Here is a 24,785-nt window from a genome sequence, read left to right on the forward strand (position 1 = left end):
GGCTTCGCGGGCGCGGGCGTCAGCAGATCGACTGGCTGCTGTTCACCCGCGTGATGTTGCGGAACGTCGTGTTCTCGCCGCACGGGCTCTCCCTGATGGCCGAGTTGGTGACCGTCAGGTTCTGGATGGTGATGTCCTTGTTGTTCGGGAACTCCGAGCGGGCGGCCAGGCGCAGTTCGCCGCCGCCCGAGATCGTGCCGCTCTGGGCCGCGAGGTTGACGTTGTAGCAGTTCTCGATCAGGACCGAGTTGTTGCCGGTGTTGGAGATCGTCACCTTGTTGATCGTCGCCCCGCCGCTCTCCGACACGCAGAACACCCCGCGTCCGCCGCCGCGCGCGATGACCTCGCCGACCCGGATGTTGGTCGGGTAGCCACTGCCGACCCGGCCATTGCGGTTGGCCATGCGGAAGGCCGCGTAGCCGGTGCCCGTGCCCGCGTTCTCCGCGTCCACCTTGGTGACGTTGGCGTTGATGGTCTGGTTGAGCAGCAGGCCGGACTCGCCGACGTTGCGGGCGGTCACCGTGCCGATGGTGATGCCGTCGACGCCGTAGGTCTCGACGGCGTGGCTGGACGCGCCGGAGACGTAGACGTTGTCGATGCGGACGTTGCGCGTCCACTGGCTGGTGTCGCCGCGGTTGTCGATGCGGACGCCCAGGCCGCGGGAGAGGCGCATGTCTATCTGGCCGAGCACGACGTTCTGGACGTTGCGCATGAAGATGCCGTAGAGCGGGGTGCCGGTGAGCTTGAGGTTCTGGACCTCGACGTCGCGGGTGCCGCGGGAGTAGACCGGCGCCTGGTCGCCGGAGCCGCTGCCGGTGACGTTGATGGTGCCGCAGACGTCGAGGACGGTGTAGCTCGGGAGCGAGATGCGTGAGCCCGCCGAGATCGAGCCCGAGCCGCGGACCACCACCCGCTCCTTCGAGGTGCGGCCCGACGTGAGGCTGTTGACGGCCGCCTGGACGGCGGCGCGCATGTCGGTGCCGGTGTAGACGGTGCTGCCGCCGCGCCGGGCGGTCCAGTTGCTGCCGTTCTGTACGGCCTCGGCCTGAAAGGAGCCGTCTCCGCAGGCCGTCGCTCGCGTGGGGGCGGCGGTGGCGGGGGCGGTCAGGGTGCCGGCGGCAGTGAGGACGGCGGTGGCACCGGCGGCGGCGAGGAATGCGGCTCTGCGTCCCATGGGGGCCTCGGTTTCGTCGAACGTGGGGGGTGTGCAAGCGCTTTCTGCGCGGCCGGTGAGTCTGGCAAAGGGCAGGCAAAGCGTCAATGGATGCGACACGGTCCGGAGTTGCGTGAGATACGGGGGAGTGGCCGGGCGGTCGTACGGGAAACTCGACCGCATGCGTAGTGCGTACAGCGTGGAGACGGTCAGGACCGCCGAACGGGAGCTGATGGCGCGGCTGCCGGAGGGGGCGCTGATGCAACGCGCCGCCGCCGGACTCGCCGCGGCCTGCGCCGACCTGCTGGGACGGGTGTACGGGAGCAGGGTCGTACTGCTGGTCGGGAGCGGGGACAACGGGGGTGACGCGCTGTACGCCGGAGCCCGGCTGGCCCGGCGCGGAGCCGGTGTCACGGCGCTCTTGCTCGCGCCGGAGCGGGCTCATACCGGGGGACTCGCGGCGCTGCGCCGGGCCGGGGGGCGGGCCGTGAGCGCCGGTATGGCCGAAGGTGCCGGCGGCGCCGCGCAGGGCGTCGAGGAGCTGGTCGAGCGGGCGGATCTCGTCGTCGACGGGATCGTCGGGATCGGTGGGAAGGGCGGGCTGCGGCCGGACGCGGTGCCGTTGGCCGCCGCCGCCGAGCGGTCGCGGGGCGCCGTGGTCGCCGTCGATCTGCCGAGCGGGGTCGACGCTGACACCGGAGAGGTGCGCGGCGTCGCGGTCCGGGCCGACCTGACGGTGACGTTCGGGACGCACAAGCCCGGGCTGCTGATCGATCCGGCCCGGGAGTACGCGGGGTCGGTGCGGCTGGTCGGCATCGGGCTGGAGCTGCCGACCGAGCCGGAGCTGGAGGCGTTGCAGCACGCGGACGTGGCGCGGTTGCTGCCGGTGCCGCGGGCCGAGAGCGACAAGTACCGGCGGGGTGTCGTCGGCATCGCCGCCGGGTCCGCGCGCTACCCCGGAGCCGCCGTCCTCGCCGTCGCCGGGGCACTGCGGGGCGGGGCCGGGGCCGTGCGGTACGTCGGGCCGGCCGGTGACGCCGTCCTCACGCGGTTCCCCGAGACGCTCGTGTCGGACCAGGGGCCGAAGCACGCCGGGCGGGTACAGGCGTGGGTCGTCGGGCCGGGGGCCGGGGACGACGCGGCGACGGTCGGGGAGGTGCTGGCGGCGGACGTCCCGGTGCTGGTCGACGCGGACGGGCTGCGGTTGGCCGAGGCGGGGGTCGTACGGGCGCGGCGGGCGCCGACCCTGATGACGCCGCATGCCGGGGAGGCGGCGGCGCTGCTCGGGGTCGACCGGGCGGAGGTCGAAGGCGGACGGCTGGCGGCGGCGCGGGAGCTGGCCGGGCGGTACGGGGCGACCGTGTTGTTGAAGGGGTCCACGACGTTGGTCACCGACTCGGGGGGCGGTGCGGTGCGGGTCAATCCGACGGGGACGTCCTGGCTGGCCACGGCGGGTAGCGGGGACGTGCTGTCGGGGCTGGCGGGCTCGCTGCTGGCGGCGGGGCTTTCCGCGGTGGACGCGGGGAGTGTGGGGGCGTATGTGCACGGGCTGGCCGGGAGGCTGGCGGCGGACGGGGCGCCGGTGGGGGCGCATGACGTGGCGGAGGCGGTTCCGGAGGCCTGGCGGAATGTTCTGGGCTGAGTGGCGGATGTTCTCCGCTGAGTGAGACGGAGGGGGTGGGTGGGGGCTGCCGTGGAGGTGGGTCGCCCCCTCCACTCCTTCCCGTCCCGGGTCCGGGGGTTGACTCCCTCCTCCGCCTTGCGGCTGCACGCACCAGGCCCCGCTCACCGGCGCTGAAGAGCACCGTCGTTTTCCTGCGACCTGGTCCAAACGACAGGCCCTGGCAGCCGCCGGCGGGGGCCGCTGCCTCGGGCGTGTCGGGCCCCTCTGAGACACTGGGCGCGATGAGCGAGAGAACAGCCCAGCGGACCGCGCCCCTGCGCGCCCGCGCGGAGATCGACCTGGCCGCCCTGCGGGCCAATGTGCGGGCGCTGCGTGCCCACGCGCCGGGCGCGGCCCTGATGGCCGTCGTGAAGTCCGAGGCGTACGGCCACGGGGCTGTGCCGTGTGCCCGCGCGGCCGTCGCCGCCGGGGCGGACTGGCTGGGCACGGCGACACCCGAGGAGGCCCTCGCCCTGCGGGCCGCCGGGCTGCCGGGCCGCGTCATGTGCTGGCTGTGGACGCCCGGCGGACCCTGGCGCGAGGCGATCGAGGCGGACCTCGACGTGTCCGTCAGCGGGATGTGGGCCCTGGCCGAGGTCACCGAGGCGGCCCGGCTCGCCGGGCGGCCCGCCCGGGTGCAGCTCAAAGCCGACACAGGGCTCGGGCGGGGCGGCTGCCAGCCCGGGGACGACTGGGCCGGGCTGGTCCGGGAGGCGCTGCGCGCCGAGGCCGAGGGGCTCCTGCGCGTCACGGGGCTCTGGTCGCACTTCGCCTGTGCCGACGAACCCGGCCATCCCTCCATCGCCGCCCAGCTCGGCCGCTTCCGGGAGATGGTCGCGTACGCCGAGGAGCAGGGCGCCCGCCCCGAGGTCCGGCACATCGCCAACTCGCCGGCCACGCTCACGCTCCCCGACAGCCATTTCGACCTGGTCCGGGCCGGCATCGCCACCTACGGCATCTCACCCAGCCCCGAGCTCGGCACCCCGGCCGACTTCGGACTGCGCCCGGTGATGACGCTGTCCGCCTCGCTCGCCCTGGTCAAGCACGTGCCGGGCGGGCACGGCGTCAGCTACGGCCACCGGTACGTGACGCCCGGCGAGACCACTCTCGGCCTCGTCCCGCTGGGCTACGCCGACGGCATCCCGCGGCACGCCTCCTCGGCCGGGCCGGTCCTGGTCGAGGGCAAGTGGCGCACGATCGCGGGGCGGGTCGCCATGGACCAGTTCGTGGTCGACCTGGGCGGCGACGAGCCCGCGCCGGGCGCCGAGGCGGTGCTCTTCGGACCCGGGGACCGCGGCGAGCCCACCGCCGAGGACTGGGCCCAGGCGGCCGGAACCATCGCCTACGAGATCGTGACCCGGATCGGAACGCGCGTTCCTCGCGTCTATGTGAATGAGGAACAGGACGGGTAACTCGCACAGAGGACCGGTCACCCGAAGAACCTCAGGCACCCTGGCAACACCAGCACCACAAGCATCCACAGCAGTACCCCGGCGAAGAGGAGCGGTACGTGAGCGAGAGCAGCGCGGAGGTCGTCGCGAACGCCGCCACCGCGGCCGTCGCGGCCTCCGCCGCGGGGGCGGCGGGAGGCTGGCGCCGGGCGACCGGCATCGCCGGTGTCGCGATAGGCGTGGTGGCCGCGGGCGCGGCCGCCGGTGTCGCCCTGGAGCGGATGACGGTCGGCCGGGGCATGCGCCAGAAGGCCCGGCTCGCCCTCGACTCCGCGGGACCCTACGGCTCGCTGCGCGGCATGCCGGGCAAGGCGTTCGCCGACGACGGCACGGAGCTGTACTACGAGGTCGACGACGTCGACCCGGAGGCCGCCCCCGCCGCCCTCGGCCCGCGCCGCCGCCGGCTCTTCGGCCGCAAGGCCCCGGCCCCCGTCACCGTCGTCTTCAGCCACGGCTACTGCCTCAACCAGGACTCCTGGCACTTCCAGCGGGCGGCACTCAGAGGCGTCGTACGGACCGTCCACTGGGACCAGCGCAGCCACGGCCGGTCCGGGCGGGGCGTGGCCCAGGGCCGGGACGAGCCGGTCACCATCGAGCAGCTGGGCCGCGACCTCAAGGCCGTCATCGACGCGGCCGCGCCCGAGGGGCCGATCGTGCTGGTCGGGCACTCGATGGGCGGCATGACGGTGATGGCGCTGGCCGACCAGTACCCCGAGCTGGTCCGGGAGCGGGTCGCCGGAGTGGCCTTCGTGGGGACGTCGTCGGGGCGGCTCGGCGAGGTCAACTACGGGCTTCCGGTGGCCGGCGTCAACGTGGTGCGGCGGGTGCTGCCCGGCGTGCTGAAGGCGATGGGGCAGCGGGCCGACCTGGTGGAGAAGGGGCGCCGGGCCACCGCGGACCTGTTCGCCGGGATCATCAAGCGGTACTCGTTCGCCTCCCGGGACGTCGACCCGGCCATCGCCCGGTTCGCCGAGCGGATGATCGAGAGCACGCCCATCGACGTGGTCGCCGAGTACTACCCGGCGTTCAACGACCACGACAAGACCGAGGCGCTCGCCCACTTCGCCGACATGCCGGTCCTCGTCCTGGCCGGGGTGCAGGATCTGGTCACGCCGAGTGAGCACAGCGAGGCCATCGCCGATCTGCTGCCGGACGCCGAGCTCGTGCTGGTCCCGGACGCGGGCCACCTTGTGATGCTGGAACACCCGGAAGTGGTCACCGACCGCCTCGCCGACCTGCTCACCCGCACGGGTGCCGTGCCCGCAGGAGCTACCGTGAAGGGTTATGGAAGCACCAGCAGCACCGCACAACCCGGCTGAGTCCGGATCCGTCCAGATCGTCGTCACGTCCCCCGAGCAGATGCGGGAGCTGGGCCGCCGGCTCGCGAAACTGCTGCGCGCGGGTGACCTGGTGATGCTCAGCGGAGAGCTCGGGGCGGGCAAGACGACACTGACGCGTGGACTGGGCGAGGGGCTCGGCGTGCGCGGGGCCGTCACCTCGCCGACGTTCGTGATCGCCCGGGTGCATCCGTCGCTGGTCGACGGGCCGCCGCTGGTCCATGTCGACGCGTACCGGCTGTCCGGCGGGCTGGACGAGATGGAGGACCTCGATCTCGACGTCTCGCTGCCCGAGTCCGTGGTCGTCGTGGAGTGGGGCGAGGGCAAGGTCGAGGAGCTGACCGAGGACCGGCTCCAGGTGGTCATCCACCGCGCGGTGGGCGACACGACCGACGAGGTCCGGCAGATGACGATCACCGGTGTGGGGGAACGCTGGGCTTCGGCGGACCTGAGCGTGCTGGCGGCGTAGCTCCTGGCGCGTGGTGTTTTGATGAACGTTCCGACAAGGCGTCGGCAAAATGTTGCGTTCGGCGTCTTGTGCGTGGTCACATGGTATCCAGTCCGTAGTTAGGTGAACCTAACTACGTCCGCCCGGCCTTCGGGAGGCGTCCATGTCGGCTACAGAGAGCAAGGGGCAGCCGCTGCCGTTCGCGGTCGCCGGGGTGTCCATGCGGGACCTTCTGGCGGCGGGCGAGGCGGCGGCGCTGATCTCCACGCCACCGCGGGCTCCCGAGCCGGGGTTCGCCGAGCCGGTCGGGCCGGTCGAGCCGGTGGCGGACCACCGCGAAGCGGCCTAGCGGCCCAGCGGACGGTCGGGGCCTTGTGCTCCGGCGGCCTAGCGATGATCGCGGCCTTGCGGCCCGGTGGCCTGGCGGCCTGGCGGCCTGGCGGCCTGGCGGCCTTGCGGATGACCACGGCCTTGTGGTCCGGCGGAAGGTTGCGGGCTTGTGGTCCGGCGGCCTAGCCGGTGATTGTGGCCTTGCGGATGACCACGGCCTTGTGGTCCGGCGGAAGGTTGCGGGCTTGTGGTCCGGCGGCCTAGCCGATGATCGCGGTCCAGCGGACGATCATGACCTTGCGGCCCAGCGGCCCAGCGGCCTAGCGGACGACCACGACCTTGCGGCCGATCGTCGCGAAGGTCCACATCGCCTCGCCGTCCTCGCGTGACTCGCGGATGCCGCCCGTGCGTACCTTCGGGGCCGGTGCGGCGGTCGAGTCGTCCACGGCCGCGCTGAAGCCGATGACCACGCCGTCCACGCTGGTGAAGCGCACGACGTGCTCGACGGGGACGCCGTCGGAGCCGGTGACCGCGTTCGAGCGGGACGTGACCGCGTAGCTGCCCGGGGCCGGGTCCACCGTGCTCGGGTCGACTTCGAACGTGCGGGTGACCGTCTCGTCCTCGCCGACCAGCCACACCCGGTCGCCGCGCAGGGAGTACACGACCCGTGCGCCCTTGCCGGAGCCGTCGGGCGGCGCGGCGGGGTCCTTCCTGGCCCGGGGCGGCGCCTTCGAGACGCCGACCGCCGGTGCGGCGCTCGCCTGTGACCTGCCCAGGCCGGCCGGGAGAGTCTGTGACGCCTGGTGGGCGAGGTAGCCGACCGTCGCGAGGGCCGCGGCGGTGAGCCCGGCCACGATCCCCGAGCTGCTGAGTGCCACCGGCGCCCACCTCCGTGTCGTACGTCCCTGTCCCGCACGGTGCGTATGCCGCTCCGTGACGGTAGGTGACGGTAGCAGCAGGTGACGGCCCGACAGGTACGTCCGACACGGGCCCCGGGGAGCCGTAGGCTGTTTGCGTGCTCTTGCTCGCTCTGGATACCGCCACACCCGCCGTCACCGTCGCGCTGCACGACGGCCGGGACGTCATCGCCTCGTCGAGTCAGGTGGACGCGCGCCGGCACGGGGAACTGCTGCTGCCGGCGATCGACCGGGTGCTCGCCGAGGCCGGTCTGAAGCTCGACGCCGTCACCGGGGTCGTCGCCGGTATCGGGCCGGGCCCGTACACCGGGCTGCGCGTCGGTCTGATGACCGCCGAGACCTTCGGGCTCGCGCTCGGCGTCCCCGTGCACGGCGTGTGCACGCTGGACGGCCTCGCCTGCGCCGCCGACCTCGAGGGCCCGTTCGTCGTGGCGACCGACGCCCGCCGCAAGGAGGTGTACTGGGCGCGCTACGCCGACTCCCGCACCCGCGTCACCGACCCGGCCGTCGACCGGCCCGCCGACATCGCCGAACAGGTCGCCGGACTGCCCGCGGTCGGCGCGGGCGCGCTGCTGTACCCGGACACCTTCCCCCAGGCGCACGAGCCCGAGCACGTGTCCGCCGCCGCGCTCGCCCGGCTGGCCGCGGAGAGGCTGGCGGCGGGCGAGGAACTTCCCGCACCCCGGCCGCTGTACCTGCGCCGACCCGACGCCCAGGTCCCCAAGAACTACAAGGTGGTCACGCCCAAGTGACCGAGTCCGAGACGTGTGTGCTGCGCGAGATGCGCTGGTGGGACATCGACCCCGTGCTGGATCTGGAGCGGGACCTGTTCCCCGACGACGCCTGGTCGCGGGGCATGTTCTGGTCCGAGCTGGCCCATGCGCGCGGGCCGGAGGCGAGCCGGAAGTACCTCGTGGCCGAGGAGGGGGAACGGATCGTCGGGTACGCCGGTGTCGCCTCCTCCGGAGAGCAGGCCGACATCCAGACCATCGCCGTCACCCGGGAGTACTGGGGAACGGGGCTGGGAGGCCGGCTCCTCACCGAACTGCTGCGGGCCGCGACCGCCCTCGAGTGCGCCGAAGTGATGCTGGAGTGCCGGGTGGACAACGTCCGCGCGCAGAAGCTGTACGAGCGCTTCGGCTTCGAGGCCATCGGCTTCAGGCGCGGCTACTACCAGCCGGGGAACGTGGACGCCCTGGTGATGCGACTGACCACGAAACCCGACAGCGGCTCCGCCGCGGGTTCGACTCCCGTACAAGGAACCCAGACCAATGACTGACTCACGCGACGAGCCTCTCGTTCTCGGCATCGAGACCTCCTGCGACGAGACCGGCGTCGGCATCGTCCGCGGCACCACCCTGCTCGCCGACGCCGTCGCCTCCAGCGTCGACGAGCACGCCCGGTTCGGCGGTGTCGTGCCCGAGGTCGCCTCACGGGCGCACCTGGAGGCGATGGTCCCGACCATCGACCGCGCGCTGAAGGAGGCGGGAGTCAGCGCCCGCGACCTCGACGGCATCGCCGTCACCGCCGGTCCCGGCCTCGCCGGTGCCCTGCTGGTCGGCGTCTCGGCGGCGAAGGCGTACGCGTACGCCCTCGGCAAGCCCCTGTACGGCGTCAACCACCTCGCCTCGCACATCTGCGTCGACCAGCTGGAGCACGGCGCGCTGCCCGAGCCGACCATGGCCCTGCTGGTGTCCGGCGGCCACTCCTCGCTGCTGCTGTCCTCGGACATCACCTCCGACGTCCGCCCGATGGGCGCGACCATCGACGACGCGGCCGGTGAGGCCTTCGACAAGATCGCCCGTGTGCTGAACCTGGGCTTCCCGGGCGGCCCGGTCATCGACCGGTACGCACGCGAGGGCGACCCGGACGCGATCGCCTTCCCGCGCGGGCTGACCGGTCCGCGCGACCCGGCCTACGACTTCTCCTTCTCCGGGCTGAAGACGGCCGTGGCGCGCTGGATCGAGGCGAAGCGGGCGGCGGGGGAGGGGGTCCCGGTGCGGGACGTGGCGGCCTCCTTCCAGGAGGCGGTCGTGGACGTGCTGACCCGCAAGGCCGTCCGGGCCTGCAAGGACGAGGGCGTCGACCACCTGATGATCGGCGGCGGTGTGGCCGCCAACTCCCGGCTGCGCGCCCTGGCCCAGGAGCGCTGCGAGGCGGCCGGTATCCGGCTGCGGGTGCCGCGGCCCAAGCTGTGCACGGACAACGGGGCGATGGTCGCAGCGCTCGGCGCCGAGATGGTGGCCCGCAACCGCGCCGCGTCGAGCTGGGACCTGTCGGCGGACTCCTCGCTGCCGGTGACGGAGCCGCACGTGCCGGGCCACCGGCACGACCACGACCATGTGCACGAGGTCAGCAAGGAGAACCTCTACCCGTGACGGTCGCCTTGATGTGGGAGGCGCGGGCGGTGCCCGGCCGGGGCGAGGACCTGCTGGCCTGGGCACGGGCGCAGGAGCTGCCCCGCGCACCCCTGCGCCGGGAGACCCTGCGCGCTCCCCAGGACCGCGTCCTCGTCATCACCTGGTGGGACGCTCCGTACGAGGCCGAGCTGCCGGAACTGCCCGAGCCGGACGGGGGGTTGGTCACGCGGGCCGTGCACCGGTGGCGGTTCGAGTCGGTGGGCGCCGGCTGACCGAGAGCTCCCACGGCCTGCTCTCGACGTGGCCCCGCCACAGCAGCAGGCCGTGCCTGCGCTCCCAGCGTGCGACCAGGGCGGCCTGGCCCAGCCAGTCCAGGGCCGACCACAGGAGCAGCGTGGCCGCCCACGGTTCCCACAGGGACAGGGGCACGGCGAACAGCAGATACAGCACGAAGAGGCGCGGGCTGAACGGCTGGTCGTGCAGGAAGCGCTCGGTGGGCAGGACCGTGCCGGTCTCCTCGACGGGGACCGCCTTCTCGAAGTCCCGCACCTCGCTGAACCACTTGATCCGGGTGGCCTTGAGGAGCGTCCACACCACGATGGAGGCGAGCACGGCGGCGACGTACAGCCCCAGCCGCCCGGGTTCGGACGGCGGGGAGAAGCCGCGGACCAGGCCCACGGTCGTCAGGGCGACGGCCGTGGCGGCCAGGGCCGAGACGACGGCCCGCAGTTCGTGGTGCACCAGTCTGTCCATGCGTCCCCGCATCCCCCGTGGTCCGCCGCACGGAGGCTCACCCCACCTGCGACACCTCCGTCTCGCACAGCATCCGCCGGTCGGTGCCGAGCACCCGGGCCGGGCCCGTGAGAGTGAGGTGGGCCGTGTGGCGTACGTCCGTGCTGGACGCCGCCAACCGTAGTTCCAGGGCGCCCGGTTCGACCACCCTGCGGCCGGAACGGTCGGTGAACGCCGAAAGGTCCGTGTGGAAACGGAACAGCACCCGGGCCGCGTCCCCCGGCGCCAGCCGCACGCGCCGGTAACCGACCAGCCGCACATCGGGCCGGGTCACCGACGCCACCGGGTCGTGCAGATACAGCTGCACGACCTCCGCGCCCTCGCGGTCGCCGGTGTTGCGGACGGTCACCGAGACGTCGTACGTCCCGTCCGTGCCGATCTGAGCCGGCTTCTCGCCGCCCGTGCCGTCCTCCCACGCGAACGTCGTGTACGAGCGGCCGTGCCCGAAGGCGTACAGCGGGGTCGGGTCGAGGTTGCTGACCTCGCCCGCGAGGCCGAGGGGCGGCTGGAGGTACGTCCAGGGCTGGCCGCCGGGGGCCTGCGGGACGCTCACGGGGAGGCGGCCGGAGGGGTTCACGCGGCCCGACAGCACTCCCGCCACCGCCGGGCCGCCCTCCTCCCCCGGGAAGAAGGCCTGGACGACCGCGCCCAGGCGGCCGTGCCAGCGGCCGAGCGCGTAGGGACGGCCGGTCAGCAGCACCAGCACCACGGGGACGCCCGTGGCGACCAGCGCGTCCAGCAGCTCGCCCTGGGCGCCCGGCAGGGCGAGGTCCGTCGCGTCGCAGCCCTCGCCCGAGGTGCCGCGGCCGAACAGGCCGGCCCGGTCGCCGAGGACCGCCACGCACACGTCCGCCTCGGCGGTGCGGGTGATGGCCTCCTCGAAGCCGGAGGTGTCCGGGTCCGTCACGTCGCAGCCCGGCGCGAACGTCACCTTGGCGTCGGGGAGTTCGGTGCGCAGGGCGTCGAGGACGGTCGGGATCTCGATGCCGGTGGGGACGCCGGGGTGGTGGGTGAGGACGTGGGAGGGGAAGGAGTAGCAGCCCAGCATGGCCAGGGCGTCGGCCGCCCGGGGGCCGATCACCGCGATCCGGGTGTCGGGGGCGAGCGGGAGCAGGCCGTCGGGGTTGTCGAGCAGGACGACCGACTCCTCGGCCAGGCGGCGGGCCAGGATCCGGTTGCCCGTCGAGTCGAGGTCGACCGTGGTGGCCCGCTCGGGGGTCCAGTCCTCGTCCAGCAGGCCCAGTTCGCACTTCTGGAGCAGGACGCGGCGGGCCGCGCGGTCCACGAGCTCCTCGGGGATCTCGCCCGAGCGGACCGCGTCCACCAGCGGATCGCCGTAGCACTTGAGGCTCGGCAGTTCGACGTCGATGCCGGCCTCCAGGGCCGCGTGGGCCGCCTCGGCCGGGGTGCCGGCGACCCGGTGGAGGGTCTGGAGGAAGCCGATGCCGAAGTAGTCCGCGACGACCGTGCCGGTGAAGCCCCACTCCTCGCGCAGGAGTGCGGTCAGCAGCTCGGGGTCCGCCGAGGCCGGGACGCCGTCCCGCTCCGTGTACGCGGCCATCACCGAACGGGCCCCGCCCTCGCGCAGGGCCATCTCGAAGGGCGGGAGCGTGACGTCCGCGAACTCGCGGACGCCGGCCCGTACGGGGGCCAGGTTGCGGGCGCCGGCCGAGGAGGCGTACCCGGCGAAGTGCTTCAGCGTGGCGACGACCCCGGCCGACTCCAGGCCCCGCACATAGGCCGTGCCGAGGGTGCCGACCAGGTACGGGTCCTCGCCGATCGTCTCCTCCACGCGGCCCCAGCGCGGATCGCGTACGACGTCCAGGACGGGCGCGAGGCCCTGGTGGACGCCGGCCGAGCGCAGGTCGTGGCCGATACGGCGGGCCATCTCCTCGACCAGCGGGGGATCCCAGGTCGCTCCCCAGGCCAGCGGGACCGGGTAGGCCGTGGCCTGCCAGGCGGTGAAGCCGGCCAGGCACTCCTCGTGCGCGATCGCCGGGATGCCGAAGCGGCCGGCCTCGGTGATGCGGCGCTGGGCGAGGGCCAGTGCCTGCGCGCCCAGCGCCGGGTCCACGGGGGCGGTGCCGAAGGAGCGTGTGAGCTGGCCCAGGCCGCGGGTGATCAGCTCGTCCCAGTCGTAGTCGACCGTCATGTCGTGCTGGTGCGGAGCGACTCCGTCGCCGTCCGTCGAGGCGCCCACCCACACGCCGTACAGCTGGGCGGTCTTCTCCTCCAGGGTCATCCGGGAGAGCAAGTCGTCGACGCGGGCGGCGGCGGGCAGGGCGGGGTCACGCCAGGGCGCGGTGGTCATGAAGCTCCTGTCGGGTGGACGGACGGCCCTCTCACGAACGGTGCTCACGAGCGTCTTTCACGCACGCTACAACGAATGTTTCGATAAGTATGTCGAATGTTCCGGGAACTTATGGCGCGACGGGGACTTCGTCAAGGGGGCCCGCAGGGATACGATCGCCGCCATGACATCCCCGGAGCCGGTGGAAAGCCGGACGCAAACCCGGACGCAGGGGCGCAGCGCGCAGACCGCGACGCTCGCCGAGATCGCCCGTGAGGCCGGTGTGTCGGCACCGACTGTTTCGAAGGTCCTCAACGGCCGGGCCGACGTCGCCCCCGGCACCCGGGCCCGCGTCGAGGACCTGCTGCGGGCCCACGGCTACCGGCGCCGCCGCGCGGAGGCGACCCGCTCACCCCTGATCGACCTGGTCTTCCACGAGCTGGAGAGCGCCTGGGCCCTGGAGGTCATCCGGGGCGTGGAGAACGTGGCCCGGGATGCGGGGCTCAGCGTCGTGCTGTCCGAGAGCGCGGGGCGGCTCACGCCCGGGCGGACCTGGGCCGACCAGGTCGCAGCGCGCCGCCCGCACGGCGTGATCCTGGTCCTGTCCGGGCTCGACGAGTCGCAGCGGGCGCTGCTGACCAGCCGCTCCATCCCGTTCGTGGTGATGGACCCGGCCGGCGACCCGGGGGCCGACGTGCCGTCGATCGGCGCGACCAACTGGCAGGGCGGTCTCGCGGCCACCCGGCACCTGGTCGAGCTGGGGCACCGCAGGATCGGCGCGATCAGCGGGCCGACGCAGATGATGTGCAGCCGCGCCCGGGTCGACGGCTACCGGGCCGCGCTGGAGACGGCCGGGCTGCCGGTCGACCCCGGGCTGATCGCGAACGGCGACTTCCACCACGAGGCCGGCTACCGGCTGGGCCTGGAGCTGCTGCGCCGCCCGGACCGGCCGACCGCCGTCTTCGCCGGGAACGACCTTCAGGCGCTCGGGCTGTACGAGGCCGCGCGGGAGCTGGGGCTGCGCATCCCCGAGGACCTGAGCGTGGTCGGGTTCGACGATCTGCCGGTGGCGCCCCTGGTCGGGCCGCCGCTGACGACCGTACGGCAGCCGCTGACGGAGATGGCCGAGGCGGCGGCCAAGCTGGTCCTTGACCTGGGCCGCGACGCGGGTACCCCGGCGGCGACCCGGGTGGAGCTGGCGACGAGCCTGGTGGTGCGCAGCAGTACGGCGGCGCCCGCGGGCGGCTGACTGGCCGCTGTCGCTGTATCGACGGGTGTTCCAGGTGCCCTGACAGGTTGTTCCGGTGCCTTGACGGGTGTTCTGTGTGCCTTGACGGGTGTTCCGGTCCCCTCCACACTGCACCGAAGCCAATCGGTTGCACCACCGAAACTTTCGGAGGCACCCGCAATGAGATCGCTGAGATCGGGCTTACTCGCGTCCCTGCTGGCCGGAGTCGTCGCGGCCGGCTCCCTGCTGCTCGCGGCCCCCGCGTCACACGCTGCCGACGCCCCGCTGCGCGACCTCGCCGAAGCCAAGGGCAAGGTCATGGGCACGGCGGTCACCGGTTCGAAACTCACCGGCACCTACGGCGAGATCGCCGGGCGCGAGTTCAACTGGCTCACCCCCGGCAACGCCATGAAGTGGGGCTCCGTCGAGCCGAGCCGGGGCAGCTACAACTGGGCCGAGGCCGACCAGATCGTGAACTTCGCCGAGGCCCACGGCCAGCAGGTGCGCGGCCACACCCTGCTCTGGCACCAGCAGAACCCGGGCTGGCTGACCAACGGCAGCTGGACCCGGGACCAGCTCGGCGCCATCGTCCAGGACCACATCGCCACCGAGGTCGGCCGCTACAAGGGCCGGCTGGCCGCCTGGGACGTGGTGAACGAGCCCTTCAACGAGGACGGCACCTACCGCCAGACCCTCTTCCACAACACCCTCGGCCAGGACTACATCGCGCAGGCCCTCAGCTGGGCCCGGGCCGCCGACCCGAGCGCCAAGCTGTACATCAACGACTACAACGTCGAGGGTGTCAATGCGAAGAGCACGGCTCTCTACAACCTGGTCAAGTCGCTGAAGGAGCGCGGAGTCCCGATCGACGGCGTCGGGCTTCAGGCTCATCTCATCGTCGGCCAGGTGCCCTCGACGATGCAGCAGAACATCCAGCGCTTCGCCGACCTGGGCGTCGACGTGGCGATCACCGAGCTGGACATTCGGATGCAGCTGCCGGCGACGCAGGCGAAGCTGACCCAGCAGGCCGCCGACTACAAGGCGGTCATGAACGCCTGCCTGGCGGTCGCGCGCTGTTCCGGCGTCACCGTGTGGGGCTTCACCGACTCCGACTCCTGGATCCCGGACACCTTCCCCGGCCAGGGCGCGGCGACGCCGTACGACGAGAACTACCAGCCGAAACCGGCGTACCACGCCATCGCGGAGGCCCTCGGCGGGACCACGACCCCGCCGCCCACGGGCGCCTGCTCGGCGACGTACAGCGTCACCAGCCAGTGGAGCACGGGCTACACGGGACAGGTGCGGATCGCCTGCTCGGGGGCCTCGCTGTCGTCGTGGAAAGCGAACTGGACGTTCGGCGCCGGGCAGCGGATCACGCAGGCCTGGAACGCGAGCTGCACGCAGTCGGGTGGGGCGGTCAGTTGCGTGAACGCCTCGTACAACGGGTCCGTGCCGGACGGCGGTTCGGTCACGTTCGGCTTCAACGGCTCGTGGAGCGGGAGCAACCCGGTGCCCGCGGTGACTCTGGGGTGAGGCCGGGCCGAGAAGTCTGAGAATTTCCGAAGAAAACCGCCCTGGGGGTCCTGCCTGTAACAATTCGGACTTATGTTCCTGCCCGTGACGAGGCGTGACGGTAACGGGGACGCGGACAGAGCGGTGGGCCGGCGGTCGAGAGCGCTGCGGATCGCCGGCCTCGCCCTGGCGGGTGCGCTGGTGATGGGCGTCGGGGCGGCGGGCTGGGCCTACCGGCATCTCAACAACAACATCACCAGCGTCGACATCAACAACGCGCTGGGCGACAACCGCCCGCCGAGGCCGGCGGTCACGCCCTCCTCCTCCGCGTCGGCCCTGCCCAGCGGGGCTCTCAACATCCTGGTCCTGGGCTCCGACTCGCGCAGCGGTGAGGAGAACCGGAGGCTCGGCGGCGGCGACAGCTCCGGTGCCCGCTCCGACACGGCGATGGTCGTCCACCTCGACGCCGGGCGCACCGGCGCCACGGTGGTGAGCATCCCGCGCGACACCCTGGTCACCCGCCCCTCCTGCCCGCGCCCGTCCGGCGGGTCGACGGCCGTCGCGTACGGCTCCATGTTCAACAACGCCTACGCGGTGGGCGGTCCGGTCTGCGCGGTCAAGACGGTCGAGGCGGTCACCGGCGTCCGCATGGATCACTACATCGAGATCGACTTCTCCGGTTTCGCGAAGCTCGTCGACGTGCTCGGCGGTGTCACCGTCACCACGGACGAGGACATCGCCGACGACGACAGCCATCTGCACCTCAAGGCGGGCACCCACCACCTGGACGGCACGCGGGCCCTCGCCCTGGCCCGCACCCGGCACGGCATAGGAGACGGCAGCGACCTGGGCCGGATAGGCCTCCAGCAGAAGCTGGTGAAGGCGCTGCTGGATCAGATCGCCGCGCAGGACCTGCTCACCGACCCGGCGAAGCTGTACCGGGTCGCGGACGCCGTGACCGCCGGCCTCACCACCGACACCGGCCTGGACTCCCTCGGCGAGCTGACCCGGCTCGGGCAGAGCCTGAAGGACCTGTCGGCGAGCGCGGTGCGGACGGTGACGATGCCGGTGGTGCGGGCGCCCTCGGATCCCAACCGCGTGGTGGCCGAGGAACCGCAGGCGCGGGAGCTGTGGGAGTCGCTGCGCTGACGGTGTGCCTTGTCGGCGTGCCCTATCGGTGTGCGAGCAGCCCGTCCACCACCGCCGCCAGCTGTGCGGCCACGCCGTGGCCGCCGGTGATCTCCTCCCACTGCTCCGACAGGGCGGCGAGGCGCGGCAGTTCGGCGGCGTCGGCCGGGGTGGCGGGCGGGCTGCTCGGCGCCGCCGGGTTCGCCTGGTTCGCGGCGGCGGCGGTGGCGGTGGACGGCGGCTTCCTGCTCACCGTCCTCGGACCGTCGGCGGTGGCGAGCGTGGGCACCGGCCTGTGCTTCGTCCCGCTCGGTACGGCCGCGACCGGCGTCCCGGCAGCGGAGACGGGCATGGCCCGTCCGGGCTGCTCGACAGTTCACGGCAGGTGGGCGGTGCGGTCGGGCTCGCGGTGCTGGTCACGGTGGCGGCACAGGCCGGGGCACGGGAGCGCGCGGGCTGGTCGACGGGTTCTCGACCGCGTACTGGGTGTCGGCGGGACTGCTGGCGGTGGCGGCCGGGGCGGCCGGGCTGCTGTACGGGAGGAGGGCGCTGCCTGCGGAAACGCCGGCGGAGAAAAATCTTCGAAGAAATCCGGGGCGCGTGTCGATCCGGGCGTCTCCCGATCGACGCAGGGGTGAGAGCGAGGAAAGGCCTCGCTCCGCAGAGCCCCGAGGAGTCACCATGCCGCGCTTTCTCACCCTGATCCGCATCGACGAGAAGAACGCCCCCGCCGAGAGCCCGAGCCCCGAACTCCAGGAGAGGATGGGCAAGCTCCTGGAGGAGATCACCAAGGCCGGGGTCATGCTCGACACGGCCGGTCTCACCCCGACCGCGGACGGCAGCCGGGTGACCTGGGAGGGCGGGAAGCTGTCCGTCACCGACGGGCCGTTCACCGAGTCCAAGGAGGTCATCGGCGGCTATTCGATCAGCCAGTGCAAGGACAAGGCCGAGGCGATCGAGTGGACCAAGCGGTTCCTGTCCCTGCACGAGGACTACTGGACGATCACCGCGGAGGTCCGGCAGATCGCCGAGGGCTGACCGCTTCTCCTTGGCCGGGGGGTGCCAGGGGTGTCTGATGGTGGGCTGTGACCCCGCAGCCCACCGCCGACCCGAGCGACACCACCGCCGACCCGAGCGGCACCACCGCCGACCCGAGCGGCACCACCGCCGACCCGAGCGGCACCACCGCCGACCCGAGCGGCACCAACACCGCCATCGAGACGGTCTTCCGTATCGAGTCGCCCCGCATCATCGCCGGCGTCGCCCGGGTCGTCCGGGACGTCGGCATCGCCGAGGAACTCGCGCAGGACGCGCTGGTCGCCGCGCTGGAGCGGTGGCCGTGCGACGGAGTGCCCGACAATCCGGGCGCCTGGCTCATGGCCACCGCCCGCAACCGCGCCGTCGACCTGGTCCGCCGCCGCGAGAACTACGCCCGCAAGCTGGCGGAGATCGGCCGGGACCTGTCGACGGTGTCGCCCCCGCAGGAGCCCGCCGACCCGGACGACATCGACGACGACCTGCTCCGCCTGGTCTTCACCGCCTGCCACCCGGTCCTGTCCACCGAGGCCCGCACCGCCCTCACCCTGCGCCTCCTCGGCGGCCTCACCACGGCCGAGATCGCCCGCGCGTTCCTGGTCCCCGAGCCGACCATCGCCCAGCGCATCGTCCGCGCCAAACGCACCCTGGCGACGCGGAACATCGCCTTCGAGGTGCCCTGCGGCCCCGACCGCGAGGCCCGCCTCGGCTCGGTCCTCGACGTCATCTACCTCGTCTTCAACGAGGGATACGCCGCCACGGCGGGCGACGACTGGCTCCGCCCGTCCCTGTGCGAGGACGCCCTGCGCCTGGCCCGGGTGCTCTCGGCCCTCATGCCGAAGGAACCCGAGGTGCACGGCCTGACCGCACTCCTGGAGTTCCAGGCGTCCCGCACGGCAGCCCGCACGGGCCCCTCAGGCGAGCCCGTCCTCCTCAAGGACCAGAACCGCGCCCGCTGGAACCGCATGCTCATCACCCGCGGCATCGCCGCGCTGGGCAGGGCCGGGACCACCTCATCCGGCGCCCCCGGCCCGTACCTCCTCCAGGCCGCCATCGCCGCCTGCCACGCGCACGCGTACACCTACGAGGAGACCGACTGGTCCCGCATCGCCACCCTGTACGGCGTCCTGGCCGCCCGCTCCCCGTCCCCGGTCGTGGAACTGAACCGCGCGGTGGCCGTCTCCATGGCCGAGGGCCCGGCCCCCGCCCTGGCCATCGTCGACTCCCTGCTGGCCGACCCCGCCCTGCGGGACTACCACCTGCTGCCCAGCGTGCGAGGCGACCTCCTGTCCCGCCTCGGCCGCACGACGGAGGCCCGGGCGGAGTTCGAACGGGCCGCGTCGCTGGCGCGCAACGAGCGGGAAAGGGAGCTGTTGTCGCGGCGGGCGGCGGAGCAGTCCTGACGGCTCCCGACTACGCGGGGTGCCCGATGAGCATCGCCGGTGCTCCCGCCACCCGCGTCAGGAACACCGTGGCCGAGTGCCGGCCCTGGGGCTTGACCTTCCTGCGGAGCTCCTCCGGCTCGACCGCCGAGCCCCGCTTCTTCACGGTGAGGTTGCCGACCTCCCGCTCCCGCAGCAGGGCCTTCAGCTTCTTGACGTTGAAAGGGAGGTGGTCGGTGATCTCGTAGGCGGTGGCGTACGGGGTCGGGTGCAGTGCGTCGGCCGTGACGTACGCGATGGTCGCGTCGAGCAGTCCGCCGCCGACCTCGTCGGCCACCTCGGCGACCAGGTGGGCCCGGATGACGGCGCCGTCGGGCTCGTAGAGGTAACGGCCGGGCGGGCGGACCGCCGGGTCGGGCAGGCCGCGGGAGAGCAGCGTGCGAGGGCCCGGCAGCAGGGTGGCCCGTACCGCCCCGGGCGCGGTACCGAACCACAGCACCGCCTCCTTCACGTCGCCGCCGTCGGAGATCCACTCGGCCTCGGCTTCCTCGGGGACCGCCTCGTGCGGGATGCCGGGGGCGATCTTCAGTGCGGCGGCGCGAGGGGCGAGGCGGGCGGCGGCGATCGCCCAGGACAGGGGCGGGGAGTACGCCTCGGGGTCGAAGATCCGGCCCCGGCCGCCGCGCCTGGCCGGGTCGACGAACACGGCGTCGTAACCGGCCGTGTCCACCTCCGTGACATCCGCCTCCCGTACCTCGATCAGGCCGGCCAGCCCCAGCGCCTCGGCGTTCGCCCGTGCCGCCACGGCCGTCATCGGGTCCCGGTCGACCGCCAGGACCCGGATCCCGGCCCGGGCCAGCGCGATCGCGTCACCGCCGATGCCGCAGCACAGGTCGGCGACCGAGGTCACGCCCGACTGCGCGAGCCGCCGCGCCCGGTAGGCCGCCACGCTCGCCCGGGTCGACTGCTCCACCCCGTTCGGCGTGAAGAACATCCGTCCCGCGTCCTCGGCCCCGAACTTCACCACCGCACGCTGCCGCAACCGCGCCTGGCCCAACGCCGCCGACACCAACTCGGCCGGGTGCTCGCGACGCAACCGGGTCGCGACGGCCAGCTCCCGCGCCGGATCGGTGTCCCGCACCTCGTCGAGGAGGGCGCGGCCTTCGGGGGTGAGGAGGAGGGCGAGGTCGTTCACCGGATCATTGTCGGCCACGGGCGGTGTGGGTGGTGCGGGCGGCGGGGCGTCTGGGCTGGGGTGCCAGTCGGCCCAGGTGTGGGGCGCGGGTCGGTCCGGGCCCGGGGCGCCGGTCTTTCCGGGGCCGGGACGCGGGTCGGTTCAGGGCGGGCGGCGGGTGGCGGGCTCCTGCTCCGCGGGCGTCCCCTGCTCCGGCTGCGCCGGGCGCGGCGTCGGCTCCGGCATCCTGCGGCGCCGCCGGAACAGGGGACGCCCCGGTGGTCCGTCGTACGGCGGAGGGGGCCGGCCTCGGGCTGGGCGGCGGGGGGCCGTGATCCGTCTGGGTGCGCGCCGGAAGGTCGGCCCGGGTCCGGGTGGGCCGGCGTGGTCCGTCCGCGTGCGCGCGGAGTCGGACCGGACGTTGTGTGGGCCACTCGGTGGATGGTGCGCCGCCGATCGCGGTGTCGGGGCCGAACCGGGAAAGCCGGCTGCGAGGATCCCGCACCATGCGTGTAGTCGTACAAAATGGCAAAAGCCGGGCATCTGGCGGTGTGCGGATCGGCCTCGCCGTGCTCACCCTCGCCGTCATCGCCTCGGGCTGCGCGGAGGGCGACAGCGGCCGGATCCCCCCGGCCGGCGGCCAGCAGCCCCTCGACGCGCCCCCGGCCCGCGCGCTCGACTCCTACGCCTCCAAGCTGAGCGCCGCGCACGCCGCCCGGATCGTCGCCGCACAGCGCTGGGGGCTGAGAAGGGTCCCCCTGACCGCCCCGCCGGCCCCCGCGAAGAAGCCGAGGATCAGGACCCGCGAGGGCTTCGAGGTGGACGGCCACCGGAGACGGAGCCTGCCACCCGTCTTCACCACGGTCCCCACCCGGGACAAGGTCGTCTTCCTCACCGTCGACGACGGCGCCGAGAAGGACCCGGCGTTCCTGCGGATGATGAGCGAGCTGAAGGTCCCGTACAGCGCCTTCCTCAGCGGCTACCTGATCAAGGACGACTACCGCTACTTCGAGAAGATGCAGGACACAGGTGTGGTCCTGAACAACCACACCCTCCGCCACCGCTATATGCCGGGCCTGTCGTACCGGGCGCAGAAGCGCGAGATCTGCGGCATGCAGCGCCTCATCGAGAAGCGCTACGGCAAGCGCCCGACCCTCTTCCGCCCGCCCTTCGGCAGCTACGACAGGGCGACCCTGCGCGCCGCCAAGATCTGCGGCATCGAGTACGTCCCCCTCTGGAACGCGGAGGTCTTCGCCGACCGCTGGGAGTACCGCGAGGACCGGAAACTGCACCCGGGCGACATCGTCCTCACTCACTTCCGCGGCCGCGACCAGTGGCAGGGCACGATGCCCGACATGATCCGCCGCTTCCTGAACAAGGTCACGGCCGAGGGATACGCGGTGGGCCGGCTGGAGGACTACCTGTGAGGCGGCGGTCGCCGGCCGCCGTGGTGTGCGCGGGGGCGATCCTGCTGGCCGGCTGTGCCGGGGCGGCGGGGGAGCGGATGGGAGCGGACGGCCGGGGCCGGTCCCCGGCGCACGCGTCGAGCGACGTGCGCGGGCCGGACCGAGGCGACCGGGGCGGTCTCCCGCCCGTCGTGGACCACGTCCGCACCCGCGACCGGGTGGTCTTCCTGACCTACGACGACGGCGCCGAGCGCGACCCCGGCTTCGTCGGCCTCGTCCGCGAACGGCGGCTCCCGGTCAGCATGTTCCTCACGGACAGCGTCGTGGGGCCCGGCTACGGCCACTTCGCCCGCCTGCGCGCGGTCGGCGCGTCCATCCAGAACCACACCCTCGACCATCCCGCCCTGCGAGGCCTGCCCTACGCCGGCCAGCGCGCCGAGATCTGCGGCCAGCAGCACAAACTCCGCTCCCGCTTCGGCATCCGCCCCCGTCTCTTCCGCCCGCCGTACGGCGCGTACGACACGACGACCCTGCGCGCCGCCGCCGACTGCGGCATCACGGCGGTCGTCCTCTGGCGGGCGTCCCTGGGGACCGGCGGCGACCTGACCTACACCCGCGGCGAGCCCGGCCTGCGCCCCGGCGACATCATTTCGGTGCCGTCCGGCGAGCCCGCGTCCCTGACGCTCACGGAACGCACAAAGCGCCTGATGCGAGAGATCGAGGGAAGGGGGCTGCGGGTGGGGCGGTTGGAGAACTACCTCTGACTTCTGAGCGCCGGGTGGTGCTGATGCTCAGCCCGTCCGGCGCTTGGGGACGAGGCCGTCCAACCCGAAGCGGGGGCCTGGGGCGGCAGCCCCCAGAGGCCAGGACACCAACCCGGGGTGCCCAGCACAAACGTACGACGACCCGGCTCCACAGCCGACGCGCCGCCGGCAATTGGCACTCCGCTTGACCGAGTGCTAATCACAGTCATAGTCTCGGCTCTGGCACTCCCCACTGGAGAGTGCCAACACAGCGACGGGCAGGTCCGGCACCCGCGACGACGGATCCACCTGGTCGCCACCTCAGACAGTTAACCCCGTGAGATCTCCGAAGGGGGAGGTCGGATCGTGACGACCACCAGCTCCAAGGTTGCCATCAAGCCGCTCGAGGACCGCATCGTGGTCCAGCCGCTCGACGCCGAGCAGACCACCGCCTCTGGCCTGGTCATCCCGGACACCGCCAAGGAGAAGCCCCAGGAGGGCGTCGTCCTGGCCGTGGGCCCGGGCCGCTTCGAGGACGGCAACCGTCTTCCGCTCGACGTCTCCGTCGGTGACGTCGTGCTCTACAGCAAGTACGGCGGCACCGAGGTGAAGTACAACGGCGAGGAGTACCTCGTCCTCTCGGCCCGCGACGTGCTCGCGATCGTCGAGAAGTAATTCACCCCAAGCACATTGCTTTGAGCTGCGCCCCTGGCCCCCCGCGATCGATAAGAAGCCGGGCGCCCGGGGCGCAGTGCCGTTAACCCACATTCCGGAAGAGGGCTCACGCTCCCATGGCGAAGATCCTGAAGTTCGACGAGGACGCCCGTCGCGCCCTCGAGCGCGGCGTCAACAAGCTTGCCGACACGGTGAAGGTGACGATCGGCCCCAAGGGCCGCAACGTCGTCATCGACAAGAAGTTCGGCGCCCCCACCATCACCAACGACGGTGTCACGATCGCCCGCGAGGTCGAGATCGAGGACCCGTACGAGAACCTCGGTGCCCAGCTGGTCAAGGAGGTGGCGACCAAGACCAACGACATCGCGGGTGACGGTACGACCACCGCGACCGTGCTCGCCCAGGCGCTCGTGCGCGAGGGCCTGAAGAACGTCGCCGCCGGTGCCTCCCCGGCCGCCCTGAAGAAGGGCATCGACGCCGCCGTCGCCGCGATCTCCGAGGACCTCCTGTCCTCCGCCCGCCCGATCGACGAGAAGTCCGACATCGCCGCGGTCGCCGGGCTGTCCGCCCAGGACAGCCAGGTCGGCGAGCTCATCGCCGAGGCGATGGACAAGGTCGGCAAGGACGGTGTCATCACCGTCGAGGAGTCCAACACCTTCGGCCTGGAGCTGGACTTCACCGAGGGCATGGCCTTCGACAAGGGCTACCTGTCGCCGTACTTCGTGACGGACCAGGAGCGCATGGAAGCCGTCCTGGACGACCCGTACATCCTCATCACGCAGGGCAAGATCTCCGCCATCGCGGACCTGCTGCCGCTGCTGGAGAAGGTCATCCAGGCCAACTCCTCCAAGCCGCTGCTGATCATCGCCGAGGACGTCGAGGGCGAGGCCCTGTCGACCCTGGTCGTGAACAAGATCCGCGGCACGTTCAACGCCGTCGCCGTGAAGGCCCCCGGCTTCGGCGACCGCCGCAAGGCGATGCTCCAGGACATGGCCGTCCTCACGGGCGCCACGGTCGTCTCCGAGGAGGTCGGCCTCAAGCTCGACCAGGTCGGTCTGGACGTCCTCGGCTCCGCCCGCCGCGTCACCGTCACCAAGGACGACACCACGGTCGTCGACGGCGCCGGCAACAAGGACGACGTGCAGGGTCGCGTCGCCCAGATCAAGGCCGAGATCGAGTCCACCGACTCCGACTGGGACCGCGAGAAGCTCCAGGAGCGCCTCGCGAAGCTGGCCGGCGGCGTGTGCGTCATCCGCGTGGGCGCCGCCACCGAGGTCGAGCTCAAGGAGCGCAAGCACCGTCTGGAGGACGCCATCTCCGCGACCCGCGCCGCGGTCGAGGAGGGCATCGTCTCCGGTGGTGGCTCGGCTCTGGTCCACGCCGCCAAGGTCCTCGAGGGCAGCCTCGGCAAGACCGGCGACGAGGCCACCGGTGTCGCGGTCGTCCGTCGCGCGGTCGTCGAGCCGCTGCGCTGGATCGCCGAGAACGCCGGCCTCGAGGGCTACGTCATCACCTCGAAGGTCGCCGAGCTCGACAAGGGCCAGGGCTTCAACGCCGCCACCGGCGAGTACGGCGACCTGATCAAGGCCGGCGTCATCGACCCGGTCAAGGTCACCCGCTCCGCCCTGGAGAACGCCGCCTCCATCGCCTCCCTCCTGCTCACGACCGAGACCCTGGTCGTCGAGAAGAAGGAAGAGGAGGAGCCGGCCGCCGGAGGCCACAGCCACGGCCACTCCCACTGAGGCACCGACCTCGCAGCAG

General features: G+C 72.6%; 24 protein-coding genes. 18 read left to right on the plus strand and 6 right to left on the minus strand.

Going from position 1 to position 24,785, the window contains the following annotated elements:
* Positions 1–19: 19 nt before the first annotated feature.
* Positions 20–1,174 carry a hypothetical protein gene (locus AOQ53_RS39505; RefSeq protein WP_059424877.1) on the minus strand — a complete coding sequence of 385 codons (1,155 nt, stop codon included), beginning with the start codon at positions 1,172–1,174 and terminating at the stop codon, positions 20–22.
* 160 nt (positions 1,175–1,334) lie between these two features.
* Between AOQ53_RS39505 and AOQ53_RS39510 the strand changes: the two genes are divergently transcribed.
* The 5 genes from AOQ53_RS39510 to AOQ53_RS39530 all read left to right on the plus strand — a co-directional run bounded on the left by AOQ53_RS39510 (position 1,335) and on the right by AOQ53_RS39530 (position 6,401).
* Positions 1,335–2,795 carry a bifunctional ADP-dependent NAD(P)H-hydrate dehydratase/NAD(P)H-hydrate epimerase gene (locus AOQ53_RS39510; protein WP_059425041.1) on the plus strand — a complete coding sequence of 487 codons (1,461 nt, stop codon included), beginning with the start codon at positions 1,335–1,337 and terminating at the stop codon, positions 2,793–2,795.
* Between the two features lie 263 nt (positions 2,796–3,058).
* Positions 3,059–4,228 carry an alanine racemase gene (gene alr, locus AOQ53_RS39515; RefSeq protein WP_059424878.1) on the plus strand — a complete coding sequence of 390 codons (1,170 nt, stop codon included), beginning with the start codon at positions 3,059–3,061 and terminating at the stop codon, positions 4,226–4,228.
* 98 nt (positions 4,229–4,326) lie between these two features.
* Positions 4,327–5,586 carry an alpha/beta fold hydrolase gene (locus tag AOQ53_RS39520; RefSeq protein WP_059424879.1) on the plus strand — a complete coding sequence of 420 codons (1,260 nt, stop codon included), beginning with the start codon at positions 4,327–4,329 and terminating at the stop codon, positions 5,584–5,586.
* The gene (gene tsaE / locus AOQ53_RS39525; protein WP_059424880.1) at positions 5,552–6,073 is read left to right on the plus strand and encodes a tRNA (adenosine(37)-N6)-threonylcarbamoyltransferase complex ATPase subunit type 1 TsaE; all 522 of its coding nucleotides are present in this window, start codon (positions 5,552–5,554) and stop codon (positions 6,071–6,073) included. Before AOQ53_RS39520 ends, tsaE begins: the two co-directional genes overlap by 35 nt.
* 142 nt (positions 6,074–6,215) lie before the next feature.
* Positions 6,216–6,401 (plus strand): hypothetical protein, encoded by a 186-nt coding sequence (locus tag AOQ53_RS39530; RefSeq protein WP_059424882.1) that lies wholly within the window; start codon positions 6,216–6,218, stop codon positions 6,399–6,401.
* 301 nt (positions 6,402–6,702) lie between these two features.
* Here the strand turns inward: AOQ53_RS39530 and AOQ53_RS39535 are convergent, their stop codons facing one another.
* Positions 6,703–7,260 carry a hypothetical protein gene (locus AOQ53_RS39535; protein WP_059424883.1) on the minus strand — a complete coding sequence of 186 codons (558 nt, stop codon included), beginning with the start codon at positions 7,258–7,260 and terminating at the stop codon, positions 6,703–6,705.
* 137 nt (positions 7,261–7,397) lie between these two features.
* Between AOQ53_RS39535 and tsaB the strand changes: the two genes are divergently transcribed.
* The 4 genes from tsaB to AOQ53_RS39555 are packed head-to-tail and all read left to right on the plus strand — an operon-like array spanning position 7,398 to position 9,931.
* On the plus strand, positions 7,398–8,051 hold the full coding sequence (gene tsaB / locus AOQ53_RS39540; protein ID WP_059424884.1) for a tRNA (adenosine(37)-N6)-threonylcarbamoyltransferase complex dimerization subunit type 1 TsaB: 654 nt from the start codon (positions 7,398–7,400) through the stop codon (positions 8,049–8,051).
* A gap of 29 nt (positions 8,052–8,080) precedes the next feature.
* Entirely contained in the window at positions 8,081–8,578 is a 498-nt protein-coding gene (gene rimI / locus AOQ53_RS39545; protein WP_059425042.1) for a ribosomal protein S18-alanine N-acetyltransferase, read from the plus strand.
* The gene (tsaD, locus tag AOQ53_RS39550; RefSeq protein ID WP_059424885.1) at positions 8,571–9,677 is read left to right on the plus strand and encodes a tRNA (adenosine(37)-N6)-threonylcarbamoyltransferase complex transferase subunit TsaD; all 1,107 of its coding nucleotides are present in this window, start codon (positions 8,571–8,573) and stop codon (positions 9,675–9,677) included. The genes rimI and tsaD overlap by 8 nt, the downstream gene beginning before the upstream one ends.
* Complete coding sequence (locus AOQ53_RS39555) at positions 9,674–9,931, plus strand: hypothetical protein (RefSeq protein ID WP_059424887.1); 258 nt, start codon at positions 9,674–9,676, stop codon at positions 9,929–9,931. Before tsaD ends, AOQ53_RS39555 begins: the two co-directional genes overlap by 4 nt.
* On the opposite strand, the gene AOQ53_RS39560 is transcribed toward AOQ53_RS39555, so the two are convergent.
* Together AOQ53_RS39560 and AOQ53_RS39565 are read right to left on the minus strand one after the other, a co-directional pair.
* Complete coding sequence (locus AOQ53_RS39560) at positions 9,882–10,412, minus strand: hypothetical protein (protein ID WP_059424888.1); 531 nt, start codon at positions 10,410–10,412, stop codon at positions 9,882–9,884. The two genes, AOQ53_RS39555 and AOQ53_RS39560, sit on opposite strands and share 50 nt — an antisense overlap.
* Before the next feature lie 37 nt (positions 10,413–10,449).
* Positions 10,450–12,762 carry a beta-xylosidase/alpha-l-arabinosidase gene (locus AOQ53_RS39565; RefSeq protein WP_059424889.1) on the minus strand — a complete coding sequence of 771 codons (2,313 nt, stop codon included), beginning with the start codon at positions 12,760–12,762 and terminating at the stop codon, positions 10,450–10,452.
* 163 nt (positions 12,763–12,925) lie between these two features.
* On the opposite strand from AOQ53_RS39565, the gene AOQ53_RS39570 reads away from it, so the two are divergent.
* From AOQ53_RS39570 to AOQ53_RS39580, 3 genes are all read left to right on the plus strand, one after another.
* Entirely contained in the window at positions 12,926–13,990 is a 1,065-nt protein-coding gene (locus AOQ53_RS39570) for a LacI family DNA-binding transcriptional regulator (RefSeq protein ID WP_059424890.1), read from the plus strand.
* Positions 13,991–14,149: 159 nt separating this feature from the next.
* Positions 14,150–15,502 carry an endo-1,4-beta-xylanase gene (locus AOQ53_RS39575; protein ID WP_059424891.1) on the plus strand — a complete coding sequence of 451 codons (1,353 nt, stop codon included), beginning with the start codon at positions 14,150–14,152 and terminating at the stop codon, positions 15,500–15,502.
* 72 nt (positions 15,503–15,574) lie between these two features.
* The gene (locus AOQ53_RS39580) at positions 15,575–16,630 is read left to right on the plus strand and encodes an LCP family protein (protein WP_059424892.1); all 1,056 of its coding nucleotides are present in this window, start codon (positions 15,575–15,577) and stop codon (positions 16,628–16,630) included.
* 22 nt (positions 16,631–16,652) lie between these two features.
* Here AOQ53_RS39580 and AOQ53_RS47925 read toward each other — a convergent pair whose 3' ends face one another.
* Positions 16,653–16,961, minus strand: coding sequence for a hypothetical protein (locus AOQ53_RS47925; RefSeq protein ID WP_059424893.1), 309 nt, complete (start codon positions 16,959–16,961; stop codon positions 16,653–16,655).
* A 329-nt stretch (positions 16,962–17,290) separates the two neighbouring features.
* Between AOQ53_RS47925 and AOQ53_RS39590 the strand changes: the two genes are divergently transcribed.
* Together AOQ53_RS39590 and AOQ53_RS39595 are read left to right on the plus strand one after the other, a co-directional pair.
* A complete protein-coding gene (locus AOQ53_RS39590) occupies positions 17,291–17,647 on the plus strand; it encodes a YciI family protein (protein WP_059424894.1) in 357 nt (118 codons plus the stop codon).
* A 176-nt stretch (positions 17,648–17,823) separates the two neighbouring features.
* Positions 17,824–19,047 (plus strand): RNA polymerase sigma factor, encoded by a 1,224-nt coding sequence (locus tag AOQ53_RS39595; RefSeq protein WP_059425044.1) that lies wholly within the window; start codon positions 17,824–17,826, stop codon positions 19,045–19,047.
* Between the two features lie 10 nt (positions 19,048–19,057).
* Here AOQ53_RS39595 and AOQ53_RS39600 read toward each other — a convergent pair whose 3' ends face one another.
* Positions 19,058–20,221 (minus strand): class I SAM-dependent methyltransferase, encoded by a 1,164-nt coding sequence (locus AOQ53_RS39600; protein ID WP_059424895.1) that lies wholly within the window; start codon positions 20,219–20,221, stop codon positions 19,058–19,060.
* Positions 20,222–20,706: 485 nt separating this feature from the next.
* Here AOQ53_RS39600 and AOQ53_RS39605 point away from each other — a divergent pair, with 485 nt between their 5' ends.
* From AOQ53_RS39605 to groL, 4 genes are all read left to right on the plus strand, one after another.
* Positions 20,707–21,627 carry a polysaccharide deacetylase family protein gene (locus tag AOQ53_RS39605; protein WP_078945716.1) on the plus strand — a complete coding sequence of 307 codons (921 nt, stop codon included), beginning with the start codon at positions 20,707–20,709 and terminating at the stop codon, positions 21,625–21,627.
* Entirely contained in the window at positions 21,624–22,370 is a 747-nt protein-coding gene (locus AOQ53_RS39610) for a polysaccharide deacetylase family protein (RefSeq protein ID WP_059424897.1), read from the plus strand. The genes AOQ53_RS39605 and AOQ53_RS39610 overlap by 4 nt, the downstream gene beginning before the upstream one ends.
* A 345-nt stretch (positions 22,371–22,715) precedes the next feature.
* Positions 22,716–23,024 carry a co-chaperone GroES gene (groES, locus tag AOQ53_RS39615; RefSeq protein ID WP_003974211.1) on the plus strand — a complete coding sequence of 103 codons (309 nt, stop codon included), beginning with the start codon at positions 22,716–22,718 and terminating at the stop codon, positions 23,022–23,024.
* Positions 23,025–23,140: 116 nt separating this feature from the next.
* Positions 23,141–24,766, plus strand: a complete 1,626-nt coding sequence (gene groL / locus AOQ53_RS39620) for a chaperonin GroEL (protein WP_059424898.1) — start codon at positions 23,141–23,143, stop codon at positions 24,764–24,766.
* Positions 24,767–24,785 lie beyond the last annotated feature (19 nt).

The organism is Streptomyces azureus (genome assembly GCF_001270025.1).
Taxonomy (GTDB): Bacteria; Actinomycetota; Actinomycetes; order Streptomycetales; family Streptomycetaceae; genus Streptomyces; species Streptomyces azureus.

Coding starts and splice junctions, on each gene's coding strand:
- AOQ53_RS39505 (WP_059424877.1), bottom strand. CDS start 1,174: ATGGGACGCAGAGCCGCATTCCTCGCCGCCGCCGGTGCCACCGCCGTC.
- AOQ53_RS39510 (WP_059425041.1), top strand. CDS start 1,335: ATGCGTAGTGCGTACAGCGTGGAGACGGTCAGGACCGCCGAACGGGAG.
- alr (WP_059424878.1), top strand. CDS start 3,059: ATGAGCGAGAGAACAGCCCAGCGGACCGCGCCCCTGCGCGCCCGCGCG.
- tsaE (WP_059424880.1), top strand. CDS start 5,552: ATGGAAGCACCAGCAGCACCGCACAACCCGGCTGAGTCCGGATCCGTC.
- AOQ53_RS39530 (WP_059424882.1), top strand. CDS start 6,216: ATGTCGGCTACAGAGAGCAAGGGGCAGCCGCTGCCGTTCGCGGTCGCC.
- rimI (WP_059425042.1), top strand. CDS start 8,081: ATGCGCTGGTGGGACATCGACCCCGTGCTGGATCTGGAGCGGGACCTG.
- tsaD (WP_059424885.1), top strand. CDS start 8,571: ATGACTGACTCACGCGACGAGCCTCTCGTTCTCGGCATCGAGACCTCC.
- AOQ53_RS39560 (WP_059424888.1), bottom strand. CDS start 10,412: ATGGACAGACTGGTGCACCACGAACTGCGGGCCGTCGTCTCGGCCCTG.
- AOQ53_RS39565 (WP_059424889.1), bottom strand. CDS start 12,762: ATGACCACCGCGCCCTGGCGTGACCCCGCCCTGCCCGCCGCCGCCCGC.
- AOQ53_RS39570 (WP_059424890.1), top strand. CDS start 12,926: ATGACATCCCCGGAGCCGGTGGAAAGCCGGACGCAAACCCGGACGCAG.
- AOQ53_RS39575 (WP_059424891.1), top strand. CDS start 14,150: ATGAGATCGCTGAGATCGGGCTTACTCGCGTCCCTGCTGGCCGGAGTC.
- AOQ53_RS39580 (WP_059424892.1), top strand. CDS start 15,575: ATGTTCCTGCCCGTGACGAGGCGTGACGGTAACGGGGACGCGGACAGA.
- AOQ53_RS47925 (WP_059424893.1), bottom strand. CDS start 16,961: ATGCCCGTCTCCGCTGCCGGGACGCCGGTCGCGGCCGTACCGAGCGGG.
- AOQ53_RS39590 (WP_059424894.1), top strand. CDS start 17,291: ATGCCGCGCTTTCTCACCCTGATCCGCATCGACGAGAAGAACGCCCCC.
- AOQ53_RS39605 (WP_078945716.1), top strand. CDS start 20,707: ATGCGTGTAGTCGTACAAAATGGCAAAAGCCGGGCATCTGGCGGTGTG.
- groL (WP_059424898.1), top strand. CDS start 23,141: ATGGCGAAGATCCTGAAGTTCGACGAGGACGCCCGTCGCGCCCTCGAG.